We start from the raw sequence: 23,087 nt of genomic DNA, 5'->3' as shown, positions 1-23,087 counted from the left end.
GTTTCGGCCGCACAAAGGTGAATTTGATCAACATTTTTGATTAAAAAGAAAGTATTCTTGCGCCGACTAATTAAAACCACACATTCGGGGTGAGACACATGTCCAATACTGTCACTGGCGCACAGGATGTTGCAGCCGCACAGGAGCAAGGAATCAGCTCGGTCCAATCTCGCGGTTGGAGTAAACAAGACACCACCTGGGTGATCAGCCTGTTCGGTACCGCCGTCGGTGCAGGCATCCTGTTCCTGCCCATCAACGCCGGTATGGGTGGCTTCTGGCCGCTGGTGGTGATGGCGCTGCTGGTCGGCCCCATGACTTACCTGGCACACCGTGGTCTGGCGCGCTTCGTGCTTTCCTCCAAGCAACCCAATGCCGACATCACCCAGGTGGTGGAAGAGCACTTCGGCGTGGGTGCCGGTAAATTGATCACCCTGCTCTACTTCTTCGCCATCTACCCCATCGTGCTGATCTACGGTGTGGGCATCACCAACACGGTGGAAAGCTTCCTGGTCAACCAGTTGCAGATGACGCCGCCCCCGCGCTGGATCCTCTCCATCGTGCTCATCATGGCCATGATGTCCGTGATGCTGGCTGGCGAGAAGCTGATGCTGAAAGTGACCGAGTTCCTGGTCTATCCGCTCATCGCCATTCTGGCGGGCATCTCCCTGTACCTGATCCCGGACTGGACCGGTGCGGCCCTGAATGAAATGCCGAGCACCAAGGACTTCGCCACCACACTGTGGCTGACCATCCCGGTGCTGGTCTTCTCCTTCAACCACAGCCCGGCCATCTCCAGCTTCGCCCTGGCTCAGCGCCGTGATCACGGTGAGCATGCCGTCGCCAAGTCCGACGCCATCCTCAAGCGCACCGCCATCATTCTGCTGGGCTTCGTGATGTTCTTCGTCTTCTCCTGCGTGATGAGCCTGACGCCGGCCCAGCTGGCAGAAGCCAAGTCCCAGAACATCGCCGTGCTCTCCTACCTGGCCAACCAGCATGCGAGCCCCATCATCTCCTACTTCGGTCCGCTGGTTGCCTTCGTGGCCATCGTCTCCTCCTTCTTCGGCCACTATCTGGGTGCCCGTGAAGGTCTGAAAGGGATGATCGTCCAGAACATGCGCAGCTCCGGCAAGGCACCGAACCACAAGAAGGTGGAGCTGTTCATCATCGCCTTCTTCATCCTGACCCTGTGGGGCGTTGCCGTGATCAACCCCTCCATCCTCGGGATGATCGAATCCCTGGGTGGCCCCATCATCGCCACCATCCTGTTCCTCATGCCCATGTACGCCATCAAGCGCGTTCCGGCCATGGCGAAATACCAGGGCCAGATCAGCAACGTCTTCGTGGCGACCATGGGCCTTATCGCCATCTCCGCCATCCTTTATCAACTGGTCGGCTAAGCCTTCCTGCGATACCGTCGGGCCAGCATCTGGCCCGGCGCCTCCCACAGCCCGGCAGATCTCCTCTGCCGGGCTGTGTTCGTTATGATCATCAGGTACTGGACTCAGATGATCAGAGCCCCCTGCCCTCAAATCAGAGACAGCCCTTTCACCCACTCTCTTTCCCCTTGGTGGCAGCTTGCCGCTCATATTCCTTCGCCCATGACACACGACCAAGGCGTGCTGCGTTATCCCATCATCTGTCGCCCTTCATCTGCCTTGCCAGGCAGGACACCAGAGCCCTTGTCCTTGCCAGGACGCCCGCTCTTCGGGATTTAGCCCAGAGAGCCGACATCCCCACCCAATGGGCCTTCCCTCAAAGCACTCAGGGAAAGTACCGGCCACAGGGCGCAGGCAAACCGCCGAGAGGGCCTTGACCGGGATTCTCGTGCAGCGACCGAAGAACAGATGACCCCTTCGGTCACCAGAGGGGATGCCACAAGCCGCCATGCTGACAGCACAAACAGCCCGATATGCCCGGCTGAATGCAGCGCCGGGCACGCGGGTACAGGGAATAGCTTGTTGGCGGTGGCGAGAACACGAAGGCGGCCAACGGCCCCTCCCGGGAAATCACACAGGGGGATCCGAGCACTGTCAGTGCCATGACACGGCGAGAAGGTGCAGGGCGCCTGACGCGCGCGCAAATAAAAAGCGCCCTCCGAAGAGGGCGCCTGTGCAGAGCGGAACGTCTGAGGGGATCAGGCTTCGCGGCTGGGGACCGGGGCGGCATCCAGCAGGCTCTCATCCTCGGCCATGCAGGCGGCCGCAGTGAACAGCACGTCGGTGGAGCTGTTGAGGGCCGTCTCGGCGGAATCCTGCAACACCCCGATGATGAAGCCAACGGCCACCACCTGCATGGCGATGTCGTTGCTGATACCGAACAGGCTGCACGCCAGCGGGATCAGCAGCAGGGAGCCGCCCGCCACACCGGAAGCGCCACAGGCACTGATGGTGGCGACGACGGAGAGCAGAATGGCGGTCGCCATGTCCACTTCCATCCCCAGGGTATGCACCGCCGCCATGGTGAGCACGGTAATGGTGATGGCGGCGCCAGCCATGTTGATGGTGGCCCCCAGCGGGATGGAGACCGCATAGGTGTCTTCCGGCAGGCGCAGCCTCTCGGCCAGGGCCATGTTGACCGGAATGTTGGCGGCGGAGCTGCGGGTGAAGAAGGCGGTCACACCGCTCTCTTTCAGGCAGGTCAGCACCAGGGGATAGGGGTTGCGCTTGATCTTCCAGAAGACGATGAGCGGATTGACCACGAAGGCGATGAACAGCATGCAGCCGATCAGTACCACCAGCAGTTGGGCATAGCCAAACAGCGCATCGAAGCCGGTTTCAGCCAGGGTGGAGGCAACCAGGCCCAGGATGCCGAGCGGAGCGCAACGGATCACGGCCTTGACGATGGCGGAAACCCCGTGAGACACATCGGAAATCAGTGATTTGGTGCTCTCATTGGCGTGACGCATGGCGATACCAAGGCCGATGGCCCAGGCCAGGATGCCGATATAGTTGGCTTCCAGCAGTGCTTTCACCGGGTTGGTCACCACGTTGAACAGCAGGGTCTGCAGCACTTCCGTGATGCCCCCCGGCGGCGTGATCTCGGTAGCGCCTGCCACCAGATGCAGGTTGGAGGGGAAGAGGAAGCTCGCCACCACTGCCACGGCAGCCGCCAGGAAGGTACCCAGCACATAGAGCAGCAGGATCGGTTTCATGTTGGTCTTCTGGCCGTGCTTGTGGCCGATGATCGCCGACATCACCAGCACGAAGACCAGCAGCGGCGCCACGGCCTTCAGGGCGCCGACGAACAGACTGCCGAGCAGACCCGCCGTCTTGGCCCACTCGGGCATGAACATCGCAAGAAGGATACCGAATACCAGACCGACCAGGATCTGGCTTACAAGACTGGTGCTGTTGACCAGTCGAATGAGGGGGTGTTGTTGTGTCATCAAGTAGTCCCTGTGCACTCATGGTGCGTGAATCATTAGTCCTGTTGGCAACCAGCCCCGCGCATTGGCACCGGTCGGTTGACGGTGACGCCGTGGGCAGCTCTTCTGGTGGATCTGTCCCGTTCGCGTGGGGTTGCGGACAGGAATATCCCATCTGCCATGGTTTTTTTCCACATAATCACTGAAAAATATCAGGGTTACCTCACAAAAAATCTACAACAATGTGATAACACAATATCAACCACGGTCAAAATGTCACCAAACCAGTCCGATCATCGGCCACCACTGGGCCAGAAGTGATATGATGACGCCCTTTTTCAGGGAGCCTTGCCATGATCACCTCTTTATTGACCCGACACTTCGGCTTTGATCGCTTGCGGCCCGGGCAGGAAGCGGTGATCAGTCGTCTGCTGGCTGGCAAGAGCGCCGCAGCCATCTTCCCGACTGGCGCGGGGAAATCCCTCTGTTATCAATTGCCCGCCCTCGCACTGCCCCACCTGACCCTGGTCATCTCTCCCCTGCTGGCCCTGATGCACGATCAGCTCGCCTTTTTGCGCAGCAAGGGGATCGCCGCCGCCACCCTGGACTCCAGCCAGACAGCGGAAGAGAGCCGGCGCGTGATGCAGCAGGCCAGCGATGGCCAGCTCAAGATCCTGATGATCTCGGTGGAGCGCCTCAAAAATGAGCGCTTTCGCCGCTTCATCGCCCACATCCCCCTGTCCCTGCTGGTAGTGGACGAGGCCCACTGCATCTCGGAGTGGGGCCACAACTTTCGCCCCGACTACCTCAAGCTGCCGGATCATCGCCGTGAACTGGCCATTCCCCAGGTGCTGTTGCTGACCGCCACCGCCACCCCGGCCGTCATGGCGGACATGCAGGCAAAATTTGCCATCGACCGGGACGATCTGGTGGTCACCGGTTTCTACAGACCCAATCTGGATCTGGCCGTCCTCCCGCTGGCCGGCAGTGCCCGCGATACCTGGCTGCGCGAGGAGCTGCACCGGGATCCGGCCGCCCCCACCATCGTCTACGTGACTCTGCAACACAGCGCAGAACAGTGCGCCGCGCAGTTACAGGCCAGCGGCATCCGGGCATGCGCCTACCATGCGGGGCTCGATCCCGCCCTGCGCAGCCAGATCCAGCACGACTTCATGGCTGGCAGACTCGACTGCATCGTGGCCACCATCGCCTTTGGCATGGGCATCGACAAGGCCGACATTCGCCGGGTCATTCACTACGACCTGCCCAAATCCATCGAGAACTACAGCCAGGAGATAGGTCGCGCCGGACGTGACGGGCTTCCCTCCCGCTGCACCGTGCTGGCGAGCTGCGCCCAGTTGCCGGTACTGGAAAACTTCGTCTATGGGGATACGCCGGACAGGGACGCCATCGCGCACTTGCTCGATATCGTGCGCCAGAGCGGCACCGAGTGGGAATTCAGCCTGCTGCGCCTCTCCAACGAGACCAACATTCGCCAACTGCCCCTCAAGACCCTGCTGGTCTATCTGGAGATGGCAGGGGTCATTGCACCGGCCTACAGCTACTTTGCCGAGTACCGTTTCAGGTTCGTACTGGAAAAACAGGCGATCCTCGCTCGTTTCAATTCCGAACGCCGCCTGTTCCTGGAGCAGGTCTTTGCCTGCGCCCCCCAGGCTCGCACCTGGTGCACCATGGACTTCGAAGCGCTGTGGCAGGGATACCAGGGGGAACGCCAGCGCGCCGCGACGGCGCTGGACTACCTGCAGCAGCAGGGTTGGATCGAACTTGAAAGCAAGCAGATGACCGAGGTCTATCGGGTGCTGAGCCAGCAAATCGATACCGCGACCCTGGCCGAAGAGCTGCATGGATTGTTTGAAAAGAAAGAGCAGAGCGAACTGGCCCGCCTTCAGGCGCTGCTGGCCTTTTTCACCTCGACCACCTGCCTCAGCCATGAGCTTGCCCGCTATTTTGCCGACGACGCGGCCCCCGAGCGGTGCGGGCACTGTTCCGTCTGCCGGGGAGAGATCGCCGTGTTGCCGCCGCTTGCATCACCGGGCTTGCCCAACGAGCACGGTTTGCGCGCCTGGTGCGATCCGCTGATCGCCCTCTGCCATCAGCGCCATCCCAGGATCCTGACCCGTTTCCTGTGTGGCATCGCCACCCCGCTGACGACCCGTATCAAGGCCAGGGATCTGGCCGGTTTTGGCCAGTTGGCGAACCATCCCTTCGCCGAGGTGCTGGCGGCGGTGTCAGCCCTCTATCCCGCCGAATCCTGAGCTTGCAGGTTTGGCGCCGTTCAGGCGCTGAAAAAATAAGACCCTCGCGGATGCGAGGGTCAAGCCAACGGAAACGTGCTTAAACAGAGCTTAGTATCTGCACAATCACCCACTCTCTTGCTAAAGCGATGACTGCTCGACACAGGGCCAATCTAGAGCAGCCAGAATGTAGCGTCAATGTAAAAATTAGAGCAAAAACACCAAACAAATAGCATTACGTTGACGTAAGCGACACGCCTTTTCACCCTCTATTCCCTGCCGCCCTTGCCCTTGCTGGCACCGCCCCCTGACAAAACAGAGCGTCACCATTTTCTCCCTCTGGCACACAAAGATTTATTTTTTATGTCTTTGACATTTGCATCACTGTCGTGGCAAAAATAATTTAACAGTCAGTAACATAGGTATGTCACTTACTGCTTCTTCCCGCACGAGGATCGGGAAGCTCCCGCACAAACTTAAACCAATGATGGCGATGGATTACTGGGGGCTGTTGACTAGGCTTAAGAGGTAAACAGAACAAAAGTAGTGATCCACTCTTTTTCAGGGCAAGCGACTATAACGAGGGCTAAGTTATGGGCATCTTCGAGCACTATCAACAGCGGTATGAGAAGGCCAGAGAGGAGGAGTACAGCATCCAGGAGTTTCTGGATATGTGCAAACAGGACAAATCCTGCTACGCCTCTGCCGCCGAACGTCTGCTGACCGCCATCGGCGAGCCGGAAATGATCGACACCTCGACCAATCCACGTCTCAGCCGTCTCTTTTCCAACCGCGTCGTCGCGCGTTATCCCGCTTTCAAAGACTTCTATGGCATGGAAGAGGCCATCGAACAGATTGTCTCCTATCTCAAACATTCCGCTCAGGGTCTGGAAGAGAAGAAACAGATCCTCTATCTGCTCGGACCGGTTGGCGGCGGTAAATCCTCGCTGGCAGAGAAACTCAAATCCCTGATGCAAAAAGTGCCCATCTATCGCATCAAGGGCTCACCGGTGAACGATCACCCCTTCTGCCTGTTTGACATCGACGAAGATGGCGAAATCCTCGAGAAGGAGTACGGCATCCCTCGCCGTTATCTGCGCCCCATCATGTCTCCCTGGGTCGCCAAGCGCCTTCACGAGTTTGGCGGCGACATCACCAAGTTCAAGGTGGAGAAGGTAAACCCCTCCATCCTCGATCAGATCGCCATCGCCAAGACCGAACCGGGGGACGACAACAACCAGGACATCTCCTCCCTGGTCGGCAAGGTCGATATCCGCATGCTGGAACACTTCGCCCAGGATGATGCCGATGCCTACTCCTACTCCGGTGCGCTGTGCAAGGCAAACCAGGGGATGATGGAGTTCGTCGAGATGTTCAAGGCGCCCATCAAGGTGCTGCACCCGCTGCTGACGGCGACGCAAGAGGGGAACTACAACGGTACCGAGGGGCTCTCCGCCCTCCCCTTCGACGGCATCCTGCTGGCCCACTCCAACGAATCCGAGTGGCAGCAGTTCCGCAACAACAAGAACAACGAAGCCTTCCTAGACCGGGTTTACATCGTCAAGGTGCCCTACTGCCTGCGCGTCTCGGAAGAGGTGAAGATCTATGAAAAACTGCTGTTCAACAGCGAGCTGACCGAGGCCAAATGCGCACCGGGTACTCTGGAGCTGCTGGGTCAGTTCTCGGTGCTGTCGCGACTCAAAGAGCCGGAAAACTCCAGCCTCTATTCCAAGATGCGGGTCTATGACGGCGAGAGTCTCAAGGACACGGATCCCAAGGCGAAGAGCTACCAGGAGTATCGCGACTATGCCGGTGTCGACGAGGGCATGAACGGCCTCTCCACCCGCTTCGCGTTCAAGATCCTCTCCCGCGTCTTCAACTTCGACCACGCGGAAGTGGCTGCCAACCCGGTGCACCTCTTCTACGTGCTGGAGCAGCAGATAGAGCGCGAGCAGTTCCCGCAAGAGCTGCACGATCGCTATCTGGAGTTCATCAAGGGTTACCTGACTCCGCGCTACGTCGAGTTCATCGGCAAGGAGATCCAGACCGCCTACCTCGAGTCGTATTCAGAGTACGGTCAGAACATCTTCGATCGCTACGTCACCTACGCCGACTTCTGGATCCAGGATCAGGAGTATCGTGACCCCGAAACCGGCCAGCTGTTTGACAGAGCGTCTCTCAACAGCGAGCTGGAGAAAATTGAAAAACCTGCCGGGATCAGCAACCCGAAAGATTTCCGTAACGAAATCGTCAACTTCGTGCTGCGTGCCCGGGCCAACAATGCAGGCCGTAACCCCAACTGGACCAGTTACGAGAAGCTGCGCACCGTGATCGAGAAAAAGATGTTCTCCAACACGGAAGAGCTGCTGCCGGTTATCTCCTTCAACAGCAAAACCTCGGCCGAGGAGCAGAAGAAGCACGATAACTTTGTCGAACGGATGATGGAGAAAGGCTACACCCGCAAACAGGTGCGACTGCTCTCCGAATGGTATCTCAGGGTACGCAAGTCATCCTGACCCTGCCGTGTTCAAGGGGGAGTTATGGCGCATTTTATCGACCGCAGGCTCAACGGCAAAAACAAAAGCGCTGTCAATCGGCAGCGCTTCATCCGCCGCTACAAGAAGCAGATAAAACAAGCGGTCTCGGATGCTGTCTCCAAGCGCAGCATTCAGGACGTGGACAAGGGTGAGAGCATCAGCATCCCGACCAAGGACATCGGGGAACCCCATTTTCATCAGGGTCATGGCGGCAAACGGGAGATGGTGCATCCGGGCAACGACCAGTTCGTATCTGGTGACAAGATTGACCGGCCCAAAGGGGGTGGCGGCGGCCAGGGGAGTGGCGAGGGCCAGGCCTCGGATCAAGGAGAGGGCGTCGATGATTTCGTCTTCCAGATCTCCAAGGACGAGTACCTGGACTTGCTGTTCGAGGATCTGGAACTGCCGCGGCTGCAAAAGACCCAGCTCAACCAGCTGATGGAGATGAAGACCTACCGGGCCGGCTACACCTCCAACGGGGTGCCTGCCAACATCAACGTGGTGCGCTCCCTGCAAAATTCGCTGGCGCGGCGCATGGCGCTGCAGGCAGGCAAGAAACGTCAGTTGCGTGAACTGGAGGAGCGCCTGGCCCAGCTGGCTTGCGAGCCCAACGACCATTTCGCCGAAATGGCGCAACTTGAAAAAGAGATCAGGGAGCTGAAACGGCGGATCGATGCGGTCCCCTTTATCGACACCTTCGACCTCAAATTCAACAACTTTGTCAAACGGCCCGTCCCCTCGAGCCAGGCGGTAATGTTCTGCCTGATGGACGTCTCCGGTTCCATGGATCAGGCTACCAAGGAGATGGCCAAGCGTTTCTATATCCTGCTTTATCTATTCCTGAGCCGGACTTACAAGAATGTCGAGGTGGTCTACATCCGCCACCACACCCAGGCCAAGGAGGTGGACGAGCACGAGTTCTTCTACTCCCAGGAGACCGGCGGCACCATCGTCTCCAGTGCGCTCAAGATGATGAACGACATCATCAACGAACGTTATCCCGCCAACCAGTGGAACATCTACGCGGCGCAGGCATCGGACGGTGACAACTGGGCCGATGACTCACCGCAGTGCAGGGAGATCCTGGCGCGGGACATCATGCCAAGGGTGCGCTACTACTCCTACATCGAGATCACTACCCGCGCCCACCAGACCCTGTGGCACGAATATGAGGCGGTGGCAGAGCAATACACCCACTTCGCCATGGAGCACATTCGCAAGGTCGAGGACATCTATCCGGTGTTCCGGGAATTGTTCAAGAAGCAAGCGGCTTGAGGGTTCACATATGGTAGAAACCGCAAGAAAGATAGCGCCACTGGATGACGGGCCTGACTGGAACTTCGATCTGCTGGAGACATATCACCAAGAGATCGCACGGGTCGCCCGCTTCTACAAGCTGGACACCTACCCCAACCAGATCGAGGTGATCACCGCAGAGCAGATGATGGATGCCTACTCCAGTGTCGGCATGCCCATCGGTTATCAACACTGGTCATTCGGCAAGCGCTTCATCCACACCGAGCGCAACTACAAGCGCGGCCAGATGGGACTGGCCTACGAGATCGTCATCAACTCGGACCCCTGCATCGCCTATCTGATGGAAGAGAACACCATGCCGATGCAGGCGCTAGTCATGGCCCACGCCTGCTATGGTCACAACTCCTTCTTCAAGAACAACTATCTGTTCAAGGCCTGGACAGATGCCTCCTCCATCATCGACTACCTGTTGTTTGCCAAGAACTACATCACCGAGTGCGAGGAAAAACACGGCATCGATGCGGTGGAGAAACTGCTCGACTCCTGCCATGCCCTGATGAACTTCGGGGTGGATCGTTACAAGCGGCCCCAGAAGATCTCTCTGGCCGAGGAGAAGCGACGCCAGAAGGCACGGGAAGATTATCTGCAAACCCAGGTCAACGAGCTGTGGCGTACCCTGCCCAAGCAGCACAAGATAGCCGGGGTGGAAGACAGGCGCTATCCTGCCGAGCCTCAGGAGAACATCCTCTATTTCATCGAAAAGAATGCCCCCCTGCTCGAGCCCTGGCAGCGCGAGGTAGTGCGTATCGTGCGCAAGATCAGTCAGTACTTCTACCCGCAGAAGCAGACGCAGGTGATGAACGAGGGCTGGGCCACCTTCTGGCACTACACCATTCTCAACCACCTCTATGACGAGGGAAAAATCAGCGATCGCTTCATGCTGGAGGTGCTGCACAGCCACACCAACGTGGTCTATCAGCCCCCCTACAACAGCCGGTATTACTCGGGGATCAACCCCTACGCCCTTGGCTTTGCCATGTTCACCGACCTGCGTCGCATCTGCGAACACCCGACCGAGGAGGACAGATACTGGTTCCCCGATTACGCTGGCACCAACTGGGTCGAGACATTGCATTTCGCCATGCAGAACTTCAAGGACGAAAGCTTCATCAGCCAGTTCCTCAGTCCCAAGGTGATGCGCGACATGAAGCTCTTTGCCATCGATGACGACGATCTGAAGAACTACCTCAAGGTGTCCGCCATTCACAATGAAGAGGGCTACCGGCTGGTGCGTAGCACCCTGTCCGCTCAATACAACCTGAGCAACCTGGAGCCCAACATTCAGGTCTACAACGTGGCAGTGAAAGGCGATCGCTCCCTGACCCTGCGCTATGTTCCCCACAACCGCATCCCCCTTGGCGAGTCACGTCACGAGGTGCTCAAGCATTTGCATCAGCTGTGGGGCTTCGATGTGGTGCTGGAGCAGGACAATGGCGAGCTATCCGCAGATATCATCGGCCGTTGTCCGGACCGCAAGAGCATGACCTGACGTCAGTGCCGGGCATAAAAAAACGCGCCATCAGGCGCGTTTTTCTTGGATCAGGGCAATCAGTTGTCACACAGGTTGCTTGGCATGTCCTGACGCAGACGGGTCCAAAGCTTGCCAGACTCGATGCCGTACTGGCGTACCGTCATGAACACGGCTTCGTGATCCTTGGTTTCGGCCAGCTTGCGCAGCGTCTTGTAGTAGGCATCTGCGGTTTCGCGCGCCTGCTTGTCCGAGAAGTAGTAGCGGCCAACCCGGCTGTACAAGCCCTTGAAACCATTGAGGATCAAGGCATAGATGGGGTTGCCCGAGGCAAACGAAAGCTGGTGATGCAAACGGTAGTCGAAGTCCGCATAGGCCTCGGCCGTGTTCTCCACATCATCGGCACCCCGCAAGATCTCGGCGGCCTGTTCCGGGTTGTTGCGAATGGCGCCACGGATGAAGATGGTGCAGATGTTGGTCCGGGCGGAGAGCAGCTGTGCCACCAGATCCGGCACCTTGTCCTGATCGAGACGCGCCAGGGTCTCCAGGATGTTGAGACCGGAGGTTTCCCAGAAATTGTTGACCTTGGTCGGTTTGCCATGCTGGATGGTGAGCCAGCCATCACGGGCAAGGCGCTGCAACACTTCACGCAAGGTAGTGCGAGTCACGCCGATCAATTCGGACAGCTCGCGCTCCGCCGGCAGAATGGATCCAGGAGGAAAGCGATTGTTCCAGATGGACTCGATGATGTATTCCTCGGCAAACCCGGCAGGGCTTTGCGCTTTAATGACCATGTAATGACTCTGTTGTAGTGCGTAAAAAGGCCCCCGAATAATAGCAAAGCCGGTCATGCTGGCAAGCAGAAGGTCGGTCCTCTGCTCACATTACCCCGATCTTTTTGTTAAAAATATGTATGCGCCAACAAGTGGGGAGTCAACCAACACCAAATGATGGGGATATAAGCGTTTGCTCGCTGGGCAAGTTCAGCGAGCTTATTTATAGTTATCGCTCCCTTGATTAAAATCATGTGCAATCAATCTGATACAGGTGAATATCCGGATGTTCGGCTCGGGTCGGGCTCGACTGCATAGACGCAGATATCAACAACAGAACAGAGAACCATCATTATGCCAATCAGCCTAGGGCGCGCGTTTACAAAGAACTTTTTGGGCAATGCTCCGCGATGGTACAAAATTGCCATCGTGCTATTCCTGCTGATCAACCCGATCATTTTCTACGTTGATCCCTTCCTGGCCGGCTGGCTGCTGGTTGTCGAGTTCATTTTCACCCTGGCCATGGCCCTCAAGTGCTATCCGCTGCAACCAGGCGGACTCCTGGCCATCGAAGCCGTGCTCATCGGCATGACCTCCGCCAACCAGATAAAGCATGAGCTGGTGGCCAATATCGAAGTACTTCTGCTGCTGGTCTTCATGGTGGCCGGCATCTACTTCATGAAGCAGTTGCTGCTCTACGTCTTTACCAAGATGCTGGTACGCATTCACTCCAAGACGTTGCTTTCTCTCGCCTTCTGCCTGGTGTCTGCCTTCCTCTCCGCGTTCCTTGATGCCCTGACCGTGATCGCCGTGGTCATCAGCGTCGCAACCGGCTTCTACGCCATCTACCACAAGGTGGCCTCCCGGGATGAGTCCGGCAATCTGCATCATGATGACGAAGAGATTGACGAGCTCTCCCGCCAGCATCTGAACGAATTTCGTGCCTTCCTGCGCAGCCTGATGATGCACGCCGCCATCGGTACCGCCCTGGGGGGCGTCTGCACCCTGGTCGGCGAACCCCAGAACCTCATCATCGGTGAACAGGCGGGGTGGCACTTCGGTGAATTTGCCATTCGCATGGCACCAGTCACCATCCCGGTCTTCATCTGCGGCCTGCTGACCTGCATCCTGGTCGAAAAATTCCGCTGGTTCGGTTATGGCGCCCGCTTGCCCGAGCCCGTGCGTCACATCATGGAATCCTACGAGCGCGACGAAGACGCACAACGTACCCCGCAGGACAAGGCCAAGCTGATCGTCCAGGCGCTGATTGCCACCTGGCTTATCACGGGTCTTGCCCTCCATCTGGCTGCAGTCGGGCTGATCGGCCTGACGGTCATCGTGCTCGCGACGGCGTTCACCGGCGTGACCGAAGAACACGCGCTTGGCAAGGCATTCCAGGAGGCTTTGCCGTTCACCGCCCTGCTCACCGTCTTTTTCAGCGTGGTGGCGGTCATCATCGATCAACAGCTGTTCAAGCCGGTGATCCAGTGGGTACTGGCGGCCAAGCCGGAGGATCAACTTGCCCTCTTCTACCTGGCAAACGGTCTGCTCTCCATGGTCAGTGACAACGTCTTCGTCGGCACCGTCTACATCAACGAGGTGAAGACCGCCCTGATCAACGGCGCCATCAGCCGGGAGCATTTTGATCTGCTGGCCGTGGCCATCAACACCGGCACCAACCTGCCGTCGGTCGCCACCCCCAATGGCCAGGCCGCATTCCTGTTCATGCTCACCTCGGCCCTCGCACCCCTGCTGCGCCTCTCTTATGGCCGCATGGTCTGGATGGCGCTGCCCTATACCCTGGTGCTGGGGCTTGTCGGCTTTTTCTCCGTGGAACTGCTCCTCGGTCCTGCAACCGAATGGTTCTATCAGGCAGGGTGGTTGCTGGATCATGGGGCACTGCCACTGCCCACCCCGTCCACACACTGATCATGAAAGGGGCTGTTCGGCCCCTTTCTTTTCAGATGGGGCTCTGCTCTAATTCAGCCACTATTTTTCTCTGAGAGATCAATCAGATGATCGAGTATCTTCGCCGCATTGCCAGTCATCGTCTGGCCTGGGGATTGCTGGCAGCCTCCGCTTTCGCGCTGGAACTCTGCGCCCTCTTCTTCCAGCACGTGCTGGGTTTGCACCCTTGCGTGATGTGCATCTATGAACGTATCGCCCTCCTCGGCGTGCTCACCGCCGGGCTCCTCGGCATGGTCGCGCCAGAGCGCTGGTACCTGCGCTGGAGTGCCATGCTCCTGTGGGGTTACAGCGCCTTCTGGGGCCTGAAACTGGCGCTCAAGCACGTGGATTACCAGATGAACCCCTCCCCCTTCAACGTATGCGAAGGGTTTGTTGACTTCCCTGCCTGGGCACCACTGGATAAATGGGTTCCCTGGATGTTCTACCCGGACGGCGACTGCAGCGAGATCAGCTGGCAGTTCCTCGGTTTCTCCATGCCGCAGTGGCTCGTGGTCATCTTTGCCGCCTACCTGCTGGTGTTCGTCATCGTGGCTGCTGGCAACCTGATAAAAGGGCGCTGCTGCAACTAGTCGTTCACTCGACCATAAAAGGGAGCCCGTGGCTCCCTTTTTATCTCCTCTTATCGCCTCACGACCCCATGCCCAGGAGGCCGGATCTCCTTCTCCCTGTTCTGCCAATGAAGTGGCTGCCTGCGGGTGTGCATCATCGTAACAGGCCACAAGCGGGTCAAAGGGCGCAGCGGCGACCTGCCACTCAACCTACCAACAACAAGGGAGCCATCGGCTCCCTTGTTTCATGTCGTGCACGGCGATGTCACGCGCCTTCGGAGGTAGCCTTGCTGGCACTTCTCCTGGCCTTCACCATGCCGATCACCATGGGCAGCAAGGAGACCGCGATGATGCCGAAGATGAGCAGGGTAAAGTTGTGGCGCACTACCGGCAGATTGCCAAAGAAGTGGCCGGCATAGACGAAGGAGAGCACCCACAAGAGCCCCCCCACCAGGTTGAACGCCAGGAAGCGGGGATAGGTCATAGCCCCCATGCCCGCCACGAAGGGGGCGAAGGTCCGCACTATGGGCAGGAAACGGGTGATGATGATGGTCTTGCCGCCATGCTTGGCATAAAAAGCATGGGTCTTGACCAGATAGTCCCGACGAAAGATTTTGGAATCGGGGTTGCGAAACAGCTGCTCACCGAAGAAGTGGCCTATGGTGTAGTTCACCACGTTGCCGAGCACCGCGGCGATGATCAGCACGGCGGCCAGGGTGTGCACGTCCAGCACGCTGCCCACTGTGAGGGCACCTGCAGCAAAAAGCAGGGAGTCCCCCGGCAGGAAGGGAGTCACCACCAGCCCGGTTTCACAGAAGATGATGAGAAACAGGATGGCGTATACCCAGACGCCATAATTCTCGAACAGCTCTTTCAGATGCACGTCAACGTGCAGAATAAAGTCGATGGCAAAGAGGATCAGATCCATTTTTTGGTACCCATGAAGTGAACGGCGTGGAGTCTACGCCAATGAGACCTGGCTCACAATCTCCCCATGGTCCCCTTTTTCGAACCCCATGAAGGGAGTCATTCAATCCCCCCTTCTTTTCCCCTTTCCCTGAACGTAGGCTTCTGCTCACTCGGCCTTGTCCAGAGCGGCCAGCACCTCGCCGGGCAGGCATTTCTCCCAGCCCCACAAGAGGAGCAGCAACAGGGTCGCGTCGTCGAGCCAGCCAAGGAGAGGCACCACATCGGGGACAACGTCCACCGGGCTGATGCCATAGAGCAGGATAAGGATCACCAGCCCCTTCGCCCACCAGGGTGTGCCTGGGTGGCGAAAGCCCTGATAGAGGCGGCGCAAACGCCGCCAGATGAGCCAGCGTCTGGCGCTCATGACGCGATCAGCTCGCCGCGCAGCCGCTGGATCTGATCCCGCAGCGCCGCCGCCTGTTCGAACTCCAGATCCCGCGCATGCTGGAACATCTGCTCTTCCATCCGCTTGATCTCCTTGCTGATCTCGCTGGCAGAGCGGGCATGGTACTCCCCTTGCGGTTCGGCAGCCTTGCGACTCCCCTTGCCGGCCTTGCCCGCCGTGCGGCTGCCCCCCATGTCCATCACATCGCCGATGGCCTTGTTGAGCCCCTTCGGCACGATGCCGTGTTCCAGGTTGTGGGCGTGTTGCAGGGCGCGGCGCCGCTCGGTCTCTTCAATCGCGACCTTCATGGAGTTGGTGATGGTATCGCCGTAGAGGATCACCTTGCCATTGAGGTTGCGTGCCGCCCGGCCGATGGTCTGGATGAGGGAGCGGGTGGATCGCAGGAAGCCCTCTTTATCTGCATCCAGAATGGCCACCAGGGAGACTTCCGGCATGTCGAGGCCTTCGCGCAGCAGGTTGATGCCCACCAGGACGTCGAACTTGCCAAGGCGCAGGTCGCGGATGATTTCCACCCGCTCCACGGTATCAATGTCCGAGTGCAGATAGCGCACCCGTACCTCGTGATCTGCCAGGTATTCGGTCAAGTCCTCCGCCATCCGCTTGGTCAGTGTCGTGACCAGCACCCGCTCCTCCACGGCGACCCGCTTGCGGATCTCCGAGAGCAGATCGTCCACCTGGGTGCTGACCGACCGCACTTCCACCTCGGGATCGAGCAGGCCGGTGGGACGCACCACCTGCTGCACCACGTCACCGCCGGACTTCTCCAGCTCGTAGGGGCCCGGGGTCGCCGAGACGAACACCGTCTGCGGCATCAGCGCCTCGAACTCGTCGAACTTGAGGGGCCGGTTGTCCAGCGCCGAGGGAAGGCGGAAGCCGTACTCCACCAGGGTCTCCTTGCGGGATCTGTCCCCTTTGAACATGGCGCCGATCTGCGGCACCGTGACGTGGGATTCGTCGATGATGAGCAGGCCGTCCCCCGGCAGGTAGTCAAACAGGGTGGGCGGCGGCTCACCCGGCGCGCGACCGGAGAGGTAGCGGCTGTAGTTCTCGATACCCGAGCAGTAACCCAGCTCCTGCATCATCTCCATGTCGAACTGGGTGCGCTGGCTGATGCGCTGCTCCTCCACCAGCTTGTTGAGGCTCATCAGCTGCTCGCGCCGCCCCTTGAGCTCCTCCTTGATGTGCTCGATGGCACCCAGGATGGTCTCCCGCGGGGTGGCGTAGTGGGTCTTGGGGTAGATGGTGTAGCGCACCACCGTCTGCTCGATGGCGCCGGTCAGGGGATCGAACAGGGAGAGGCGTTCTACCTCTTCATCAAACAGCTCCACCCGCAGGGCCAGCTTGTCCGATTCGGCGGGGTAGATGTCGATCACCTCCCCCCGCACCCGGAAGGTGCCGCGCTGGAAGGCCATGTCGTTGCGGGTGTACTGCAGTTCGGCGAGGCGGCGCAGGATATCCCGCTGATTGATCACGTCCCCCACTTTGAGGTGCAGCATCATGCTGAGGTAGGCCTGGGGATCCCCCAGACCATAGATGGCCGATACCGAGGCGACGATCACCACGTCACGCCGCTCCAGCAGCGCCTTGGTGGCTGACAGCCGCATCTGCTCGATGTGATCGTTGATGGAGGCATCCTTCTCGATGAAGGTGTCCGTGGTCGGCACATAGGCTTCGGGCTGGTAGTAGTCGTAATAAGAGACGAAATACTCCACCGCGTTGTCGGGGAAGAACTCCTTCATCTCCCCGTAAAGCTGAGCCGCCAGGGTCTTGTTGGGCGCCAGGATCATGGTGGGACGATTGAGGGTCGCGATGACGTTGGCCATGGTAAAGGTCTTGCCCGAACCGGTCACCCCGAGCAGGGTCTGGTGGGCCAGTCCCGACTCGATGCCATCGAGCAGTTGGGCGATGGCCCTCGGCTGATCCCCGGCGGGTTGAAACTGGCTGGCCAACTGGAATAACTTGCTCATGACGACTCCCGGCAAAAAACGGCAAGGGAGCAGTGTACCCCGAGTTGAAGAAGCTGGGTATCCGCTCACCCTCCCTGATGGCTATTGACCCCGAAATACGACCTCTGTATGATGCACCTCCTTGCCTGATGTTCCCCCGTAGTTCAGTCGGTAGAACGGCGGACTGTTAATCCGTATGTCACTGGTTCAAGTCCAGTCGGGGGAGCCAATTCCTCACCATCTCGGTGCAAGTTATCCACTTTAGTGCTTTCCTCTTCCAATTTTAATGCACAAGCCCTCCCCTGCGGCCTGACTCCCTTTTGATCTCCCGTTACTGACCAGCAGCGTTTTGTTCTGCTGCGCATAACTATTTGATTTTTATAGAAACAATTTATTGCAGGTATTTTTTGAACAGTCCCTGCAGCCCAGTATTGGCGCGGCTTTCAGCCTGATCGCCAAGTTTCATAAACAGGGTTATCCACAGTTTCTGTGGGTAACTTGACCAAAGCCACGGTTCATCTGGGCTGGCAGCCATTGTCCCCGGTTTGCGCTGGCTGCCCCCGCTCTTCCCCATTTTCTGCTGTTTTTCCCTTCCCCCCTAAATGGGATGAATCGACTCGCGGTGCTGCCTGCGGGAGATTTTTTTTCGCTATGCCGCGTCCTGCGGGTCAGCCCTTGCCGGATGAGTCATGAGTCTCTTTTGTCACCCTTCAATTTCCTCAGTGGAAAATGCTGAAAAACGTGCCCGTTTGCTCCCCATACAGCAGGTAATAAATTGTCCACAGGAGCGTCATCCTCTCCCTGCTCGACAGCATATTTCACTCATTGACAGCGGGCCTTGCAGCGTAAAATAGAGGTGTTTTCCCCAGCCCGCCCTCGCATCCCTACCTTCACCGAAGAGACCAGCACTTAACTGGCTGTTAATCCGCTTTGGCGCTTCTTTCTTGATACAGGATCCGGCACAATATCGGCCCCACTTTTTTCCTCGGTTTTTCCGGGCATGACCATAGATTTCGTGACACTGCTACATCAAAGCGACTCCCTGCTGCTGTTCGTGGTACTGGCCTTCGGGCTGCTGCTGGGCAAGGTACGCATCGGCAACTTCCAGATAGGCAACACCATAGGCGTGCTCTTCACCGCCCTGCTGTTTGGCCAGATGGGATTCCAGTTTTCCACCTCCACTGAAAACGTCGGCTTCATGCTGTTCATCTTCTGCGTGGGGATTGAAGCGGGGCCGCACTTTTTCAGCGTCTTCCTTCGCGACGGCATCCACTACATCACCCTGACCCTGGTGATCCTGCTGTCGGCCCTGCTGCTGACCGTGGGGCTCGCCAAGTTCTTCAATCTGGGGCCCGGCATGGCCGCCGGCATTCTGGCAGGTTCTCTCACCTCCACGCCGGCCCTGGTGGGGGCCCAGGACGCCCTGCGAAGCGGATTGCTCAACCTGCCCCACCAGACCGACATGCAGTCGGTGCTCGACAACATGGGGATAGGCTACGCCCTGACCTACCTGGTGGGCCTGGTGGGCCTGATGCTGGTGGTGCGCTACCTTCCTTCCCTGGCCAGGCTGGATCTCAACACCGAGGCCCAGAAGATCGCCCGCGAGCGGGGGCTCTCCGACAGCGAGAGCCGCAAGACCTATCTGCCCATCATCCGCGCCTATCGGGTCGGCCCGGAGCTCGCCGCCTGGATCGGCGGTCGCACCCTGCGCGAAACCGGCATCTATCCCCACACAGGCTGCTATGTGGAGCGCATTCGCCGCAACGGCATTCTGGCCAGCCCCGATGGTGACGCCGTCATTCAGGAAGGGGACGAGATCGCCCTGGTGGGCTACCCCGAGAGCCATGAGAAGCTCGACGTCAACTACCGCAACGGCAAGGAGGTGTTCGATCGCAACCTTCTTGACCTGCAGATCGTCACCGAAGAGATCGTGGTGAAGAATGACGCCGTGGTGGGTCGCCATCTGGTGGAGCTCAACCTCACCGAGAAGGGATGCTTCCTCAACCGGGTGGTGCGCTCCCAGATAGAGATGCCGTTCGATCGCAACATCATGCTGCAAAAGGGCGACGTGCTGCAGATCAGCGGCGAGAAGCAGCGAGTCAAGCTGCTGGCCAACAAGATAGGCTTCATCAGCATCCACAGCCAGACCACGGATCTGGTGGCCTTCGCCACCTTCTTCGTGCTGGGCCTGCTCATCGGCTCCGTCTCCCTGGTGTTCGGCCAGATAGAGTTCGGCCTCGGCAATGCCGTCGGCCTGCTGCTGGCGGGGATCCTGATGGGCTACCTGCGGGCCAACCACCCCACGGTGGGCTATGTGCCACCAGGCGCCCTGCGTCTTGCCAAGGATCTCGGGCTCGCCGTCTTCATGGTGAGCACCGGCCTCAAGGCGGGGGGCGGCATCCTCGATCACCTGAGCGAAGTGGGGATGGTGGTGCTCTTCTCCGGCATGCTGGTGACCACCTTGCCGGTGCTGGTAGGCTACCTGTTCGGTGTCTGGGTGCTCAAAATGAACCCGGCCCTGCTGCTCGGTGCCATCACCGGGGCTCGTACCTGCGCCCCGGCCATGGACGTAGTGAACGAGGCGGCCAACAGCTCCATCCCGGCGCTCGGCTACGCCGGCACCTATGCGGTGGCCAACGTGATGCTGACCCTGGCGGGCTCCTTCATCATCGGCTTCTGGTTCTAGCCATACGGGCCCGCAGCACGCAGAAAAAGAGGAGCCTCGGGGCTCCTTTTTTCATGGGCAGGCACTCCTGGATGGAATAGTGAAAATCGTGCTATGGGGACGGGTCTATCAAACCCAATAAGCTAAATCCTCTACAAGGTGCCACTTACACTCAATAAAACGAGCGAGGTGTAAGTGATGAAACGCGCATGGATGATTGTGATCTGGTGGTTCTGCTCCCTGACGCCAGCCTGGGGGGCCGAATCCGGCAAGCAGGTGGCCCCCGAAGCAGAGACGGAGAAAAGCGCCCTGAGCTTTGAAAACGACGAGCTTGCCAAACCCAGGCTGGGAGATCTCGACGTCATGCTGGAGCAGCGCACCATCCGAGTGCTCACCACCTACAACAAGACGGGATTTTTCATCACCAAGGGCGTGCAGCGGGGCGTCACCTACGATGCCTTCATGCAGGTGGAGCAGCGCCTCAACGAACAGTTGCGCAAGCAAAAGGCGATCAAACGCCACCTCAAGGTGCACTTCGTCTTCATTCCCGTGGCCCGGGAAGCCCTGCTGACCTCCCTCATCGAGGGCAAAGGCGACATCGCCGCCGCCAATCTCACCATCACGGACAAGCGCAAGAAGCAGGGTATCGCCTTCACCGATCCCCTGCTTGAAAACGTGCGGGAGCTGCTCGTCTCCGGCCCCCTCTCCCCCAAGGTGGAAAGCGCCGCCGATCTCGAGGGCCAGCGCGTCTTCGTGCGCCCCTCATCCAGCTACTACGAGAGCCTGCTCGCCTACAACCAGGCCCGCAAGTCGGCGGGAGAGCCCCTCATCGACCTCCAACCCGCCTCGGAGGTGCTCGAAGATGAAGACCTGGTGGAGATGGTGAACGCAGGCCTGCTCCCCTTCATCGTCATGGACGAGCACAAGGCCCGCTTCTGGAAAAAGATTTTCCCCAGGATCACCATTCACGACACCCCCGTGTTCCGGGAGGGGGGCGTCATCGCCTGGGCGGTGCGCAAGGAGAGCCCCCAGTTGCTCGCCATGCTCAACGAGCAGATAAAGGCGCTGCGCGGCAAGGCGACGGGGGACGAGATCCTGGCCCGTTATCTCAAGCAGAACAAGTTCGTCAAAAGCGCCGCCGCCGAGGCGGAGCGCAAGAAATTCCTGCAGGTGGTCGAGCTGTTCCGTGAATATGGCGAACGCTATGACATGGACTGGCTGCTGATGGCGGCCCAGGGCTACCAGGAGTCCGCCCTCAACCACCAGGCCCGCAGCCATGTGGGCGCCATCGGCATCATGCAGATCATGCCCGCCACCGGCAAGGGGCTGAAGGTCGGCGACATCCGCAAGCTCGAGCCCAATATTCACGGCGGCGTCAAATACATGCGCTGGATGATCGATCACTACTATGCGGACGAGCCCATGACCGCCCTCGACAAGGCCCTCTTCTCGTTCGCCTCCTACAATGCCGGCCCCGCCCGGGTGGCGCGGCTCCGTGCCGAGGCCAGAAAACGGGGGCTGGATCCCAACGTCTGGTTCCACAATGTCGAGTACGTGGCGGCGGAGAAAATCGGCCCCGAGACGGTCACCTATGTGGGCAACATCTACAAGTACTACATCGCCTACAAGCTGGTGATGGAGCAGGTGGCTCTGCGCCAGCAGGCGAGCGAGGCCCTGAAACAGGAGGCGAAGGAGGACGTCAGCACCTCAGCGGCGAAACCGACCCAGTGATCCTTGCCGGACAAGGCGCTCACGGGCGCCTCGTTTCTATGCGCGCGCCCCTCTTCGGCCCATGACCAGAATGAACACAATGGTCACAACAGCCTTAATAGCCATTACGGTCAGATTGTTTTCCAGCCAGACATGATTAATTAACCTTCTTGCAACAATCACAAGGAGAGCACCATGTTGCAAGGAACCCTCAAACGCACCCTGATCGGTAGCCTGCTCGCACTGAGCGTCGGCGCCCACGCCCAGATCAACGAAGTCCACTTCCTGATCCCGGGCGGCGCTGGCGGCGGCTGGGATACCACGGCCCGCGGCACCGGTGAAGTGCTGGCCAAGTCCGGTCTGGTCAAGACCGTCTCCTACCAGAACATGTCCGCCGGTGGCGGCGCCAAGGCCATCGCCCACCTCATCGAGACCTCGGCCCAGTCAGACAAGACCCTGATGGTCAACTCCACCCCCATCATCGTCAAATCCCTCTCCAAGGAGCTGCCCCAGTCCTTCCGTGACCTGACGCCAGTGGCCGCCATCATCGCCGACTACCAGGCCCTGGCGGTGAAAGCGGACTCCCCCTATCAGAACTGGGCCCAGCTGCTGGCAGCCTACGAGGAGAACCCGGCCAAGGTGAAGATCGCCGGGGGCTCCGCCCGTGGCAGTCTGGATCACCTGGTCGCCGCCCTGACCTTCAAGAACGCCGGGGCTGACGCCAGCAAGCTGCGCTACGTCGCCTACGATGCCGGTGGCAGCGCCATGGCCGCCGTGCTGGCCGGAGAGACCCAGGCCATCTCCACCGGCTTTGGCGAGGCGATGGAAGCGGTCAAGTCAGGCCAGATGCGGATCCTCGGGGTCACTTCCGACAAACGCCTGCCGGGGGCGGAGCAGATCCCCACCTTCAGCGAGCAGAACAACCCCACCGTCTTCGCCAACTGGCGCGGTTACTTCGCCTCCCCCACCATCAGCCCGGAGAAATCCGCCGAGTTTGCCGCCCTGCTCAAGCAGATGTACGACAAGCCGGAGTGGGAAGTGGTCCGCAGCCGCAACAGCTGGACCAACCTCTACCAGTCCGGTCCCGAGTTCACCGCCTTCCTTGACGGCCAGGAGCAGCAGATCGGCGGCCTGATGCGCGAGCTCGGCTTCATCAAATAA

15 protein-coding genes and 1 tRNA gene are annotated in these 23,087 nt (G+C 59.2%); 11 read left to right on the top strand and 5 right to left on the bottom strand.

Annotated features, from left to right (window positions below):
• Nucleotides 1-98: 98 nt before the first annotated feature.
• A complete protein-coding gene (locus tag AB5Y53_RS07010) occupies nucleotides 99-1,397 on the top strand; it encodes a serine/threonine transporter (protein WP_029314600.1) in 1,299 nt (432 codons plus the stop codon).
• 737 nt (nucleotides 1,398-2,134) lie between these two features.
• Here the strand turns inward: AB5Y53_RS07010 and sstT are convergent.
• A complete protein-coding gene (sstT, locus tag AB5Y53_RS07005; RefSeq protein WP_368181461.1) occupies nucleotides 2,135-3,385 on the bottom strand; it encodes a serine/threonine transporter SstT in 1,251 nt (416 codons plus the stop codon).
• A 332-nt stretch (nucleotides 3,386-3,717) separates the two neighbouring features.
• Between sstT and AB5Y53_RS07000 the strand changes: the two genes are divergently transcribed.
• The 4 genes from AB5Y53_RS07000 (at nucleotide 3,718) to AB5Y53_RS06985 (ending at nucleotide 10,962) form a co-directional block, all read left to right on the top strand.
• Entirely contained in the window at nucleotides 3,718-5,640 is a 1,923-nt protein-coding gene (locus AB5Y53_RS07000) for an ATP-dependent DNA helicase RecQ (protein WP_368181460.1), read from the top strand.
• A 572-nt stretch (nucleotides 5,641-6,212) separates the two neighbouring features.
• Entirely contained in the window at nucleotides 6,213-8,135 is a 1,923-nt protein-coding gene (locus AB5Y53_RS06995; RefSeq protein ID WP_010674903.1) for a PrkA family serine protein kinase, read from the top strand.
• A gap of 24 nt (nucleotides 8,136-8,159) precedes the next feature.
• Entirely contained in the window at nucleotides 8,160-9,431 is a 1,272-nt protein-coding gene (locus AB5Y53_RS06990) for a YeaH/YhbH family protein (RefSeq protein WP_323908094.1), read from the top strand.
• A gap of 10 nt (nucleotides 9,432-9,441) precedes the next feature.
• The gene (locus AB5Y53_RS06985) at nucleotides 9,442-10,962 is read left to right on the top strand and encodes a SpoVR family protein (RefSeq protein ID WP_042016549.1); all 1,521 of its coding nucleotides are present in this window, start codon (nucleotides 9,442-9,444) and stop codon (nucleotides 10,960-10,962) included.
• 59 nt (nucleotides 10,963-11,021) lie between these two features.
• Here AB5Y53_RS06985 and fadR read toward each other — a convergent pair whose 3' ends face one another.
• Nucleotides 11,022-11,735: a fatty acid metabolism transcriptional regulator FadR gene (gene fadR / locus AB5Y53_RS06980; RefSeq protein ID WP_010674906.1), complete on the bottom strand. Its 714-nt coding sequence runs from the start codon at nucleotides 11,733-11,735 to the stop codon at nucleotides 11,022-11,024.
• 333 nt (nucleotides 11,736-12,068) lie between these two features.
• Here fadR and nhaB point away from each other — a divergent pair, with 333 nt between their 5' ends.
• On the top strand, nucleotides 12,069-13,643 hold the full coding sequence (gene nhaB, locus AB5Y53_RS06975; protein ID WP_010674907.1) for a Na(+)/H(+) antiporter NhaB: 1,575 nt from the start codon (nucleotides 12,069-12,071) through the stop codon (nucleotides 13,641-13,643).
• An 86-nt stretch (nucleotides 13,644-13,729) separates the two neighbouring features.
• Nucleotides 13,730-14,251 (top strand): disulfide bond formation protein DsbB, encoded by a 522-nt coding sequence (dsbB, locus tag AB5Y53_RS06970; protein ID WP_010674908.1) that lies wholly within the window; start codon nucleotides 13,730-13,732, stop codon nucleotides 14,249-14,251.
• A 244-nt stretch (nucleotides 14,252-14,495) separates the two neighbouring features.
• Here dsbB and AB5Y53_RS06965 read toward each other — a convergent pair whose 3' ends face one another.
• The 3 genes from AB5Y53_RS06965 to uvrB form a co-directional block, all read right to left on the bottom strand.
• The gene (locus AB5Y53_RS06965; RefSeq protein ID WP_010674909.1) at nucleotides 14,496-15,158 is read right to left on the bottom strand and encodes a DedA family protein; all 663 of its coding nucleotides are present in this window, start codon (nucleotides 15,156-15,158) and stop codon (nucleotides 14,496-14,498) included.
• Between the two features lie 147 nt (nucleotides 15,159-15,305).
• Complete coding sequence (locus tag AB5Y53_RS06960; protein WP_010674910.1) at nucleotides 15,306-15,563, bottom strand: DUF1232 domain-containing protein; 258 nt, start codon at nucleotides 15,561-15,563, stop codon at nucleotides 15,306-15,308.
• Entirely contained in the window at nucleotides 15,560-17,572 is a 2,013-nt protein-coding gene (uvrB, locus tag AB5Y53_RS06955) for an excinuclease ABC subunit UvrB (protein ID WP_368181458.1), read from the bottom strand. Before uvrB ends, AB5Y53_RS06960 begins: the two co-directional genes overlap by 4 nt.
• 132 nt (nucleotides 17,573-17,704) lie before the next feature.
• On the opposite strand from uvrB, the gene AB5Y53_RS06950 reads away from it, so the two are divergent.
• The 4 genes from AB5Y53_RS06950 to AB5Y53_RS06935 all read left to right on the top strand — a co-directional run bounded on the left by AB5Y53_RS06950 (nucleotide 17,705) and on the right by AB5Y53_RS06935 (nucleotide 23,087).
• Nucleotides 17,705-17,780, top strand: a tRNA-Asn gene (locus AB5Y53_RS06950).
• 771 nt (nucleotides 17,781-18,551) lie between these two features.
• Complete coding sequence (locus AB5Y53_RS06945; protein WP_029314601.1) at nucleotides 18,552-20,237, top strand: aspartate:alanine antiporter; 1,686 nt, start codon at nucleotides 18,552-18,554, stop codon at nucleotides 20,235-20,237.
• A 177-nt stretch (nucleotides 20,238-20,414) separates the two neighbouring features.
• Entirely contained in the window at nucleotides 20,415-21,947 is a 1,533-nt protein-coding gene (locus tag AB5Y53_RS06940; protein ID WP_368181456.1) for a transporter substrate-binding domain-containing protein, read from the top strand.
• Nucleotides 21,948-22,121: 174 nt separating this feature from the next.
• Complete coding sequence (locus AB5Y53_RS06935) at nucleotides 22,122-23,087, top strand: tripartite tricarboxylate transporter substrate binding protein (protein ID WP_010674916.1); 966 nt, start codon at nucleotides 22,122-22,124, stop codon at nucleotides 23,085-23,087.

This window comes from Aeromonas sp. R7-5 (assembly GCF_040908015.1).
GTDB classification, from domain to species: domain Bacteria; phylum Pseudomonadota; class Gammaproteobacteria; order Enterobacterales; family Aeromonadaceae; genus Aeromonas; species Aeromonas caviae.
Note: the sequence above shows the minus strand (reverse complement) of the source record. Positions and strands in the feature narration are given on the sequence as shown.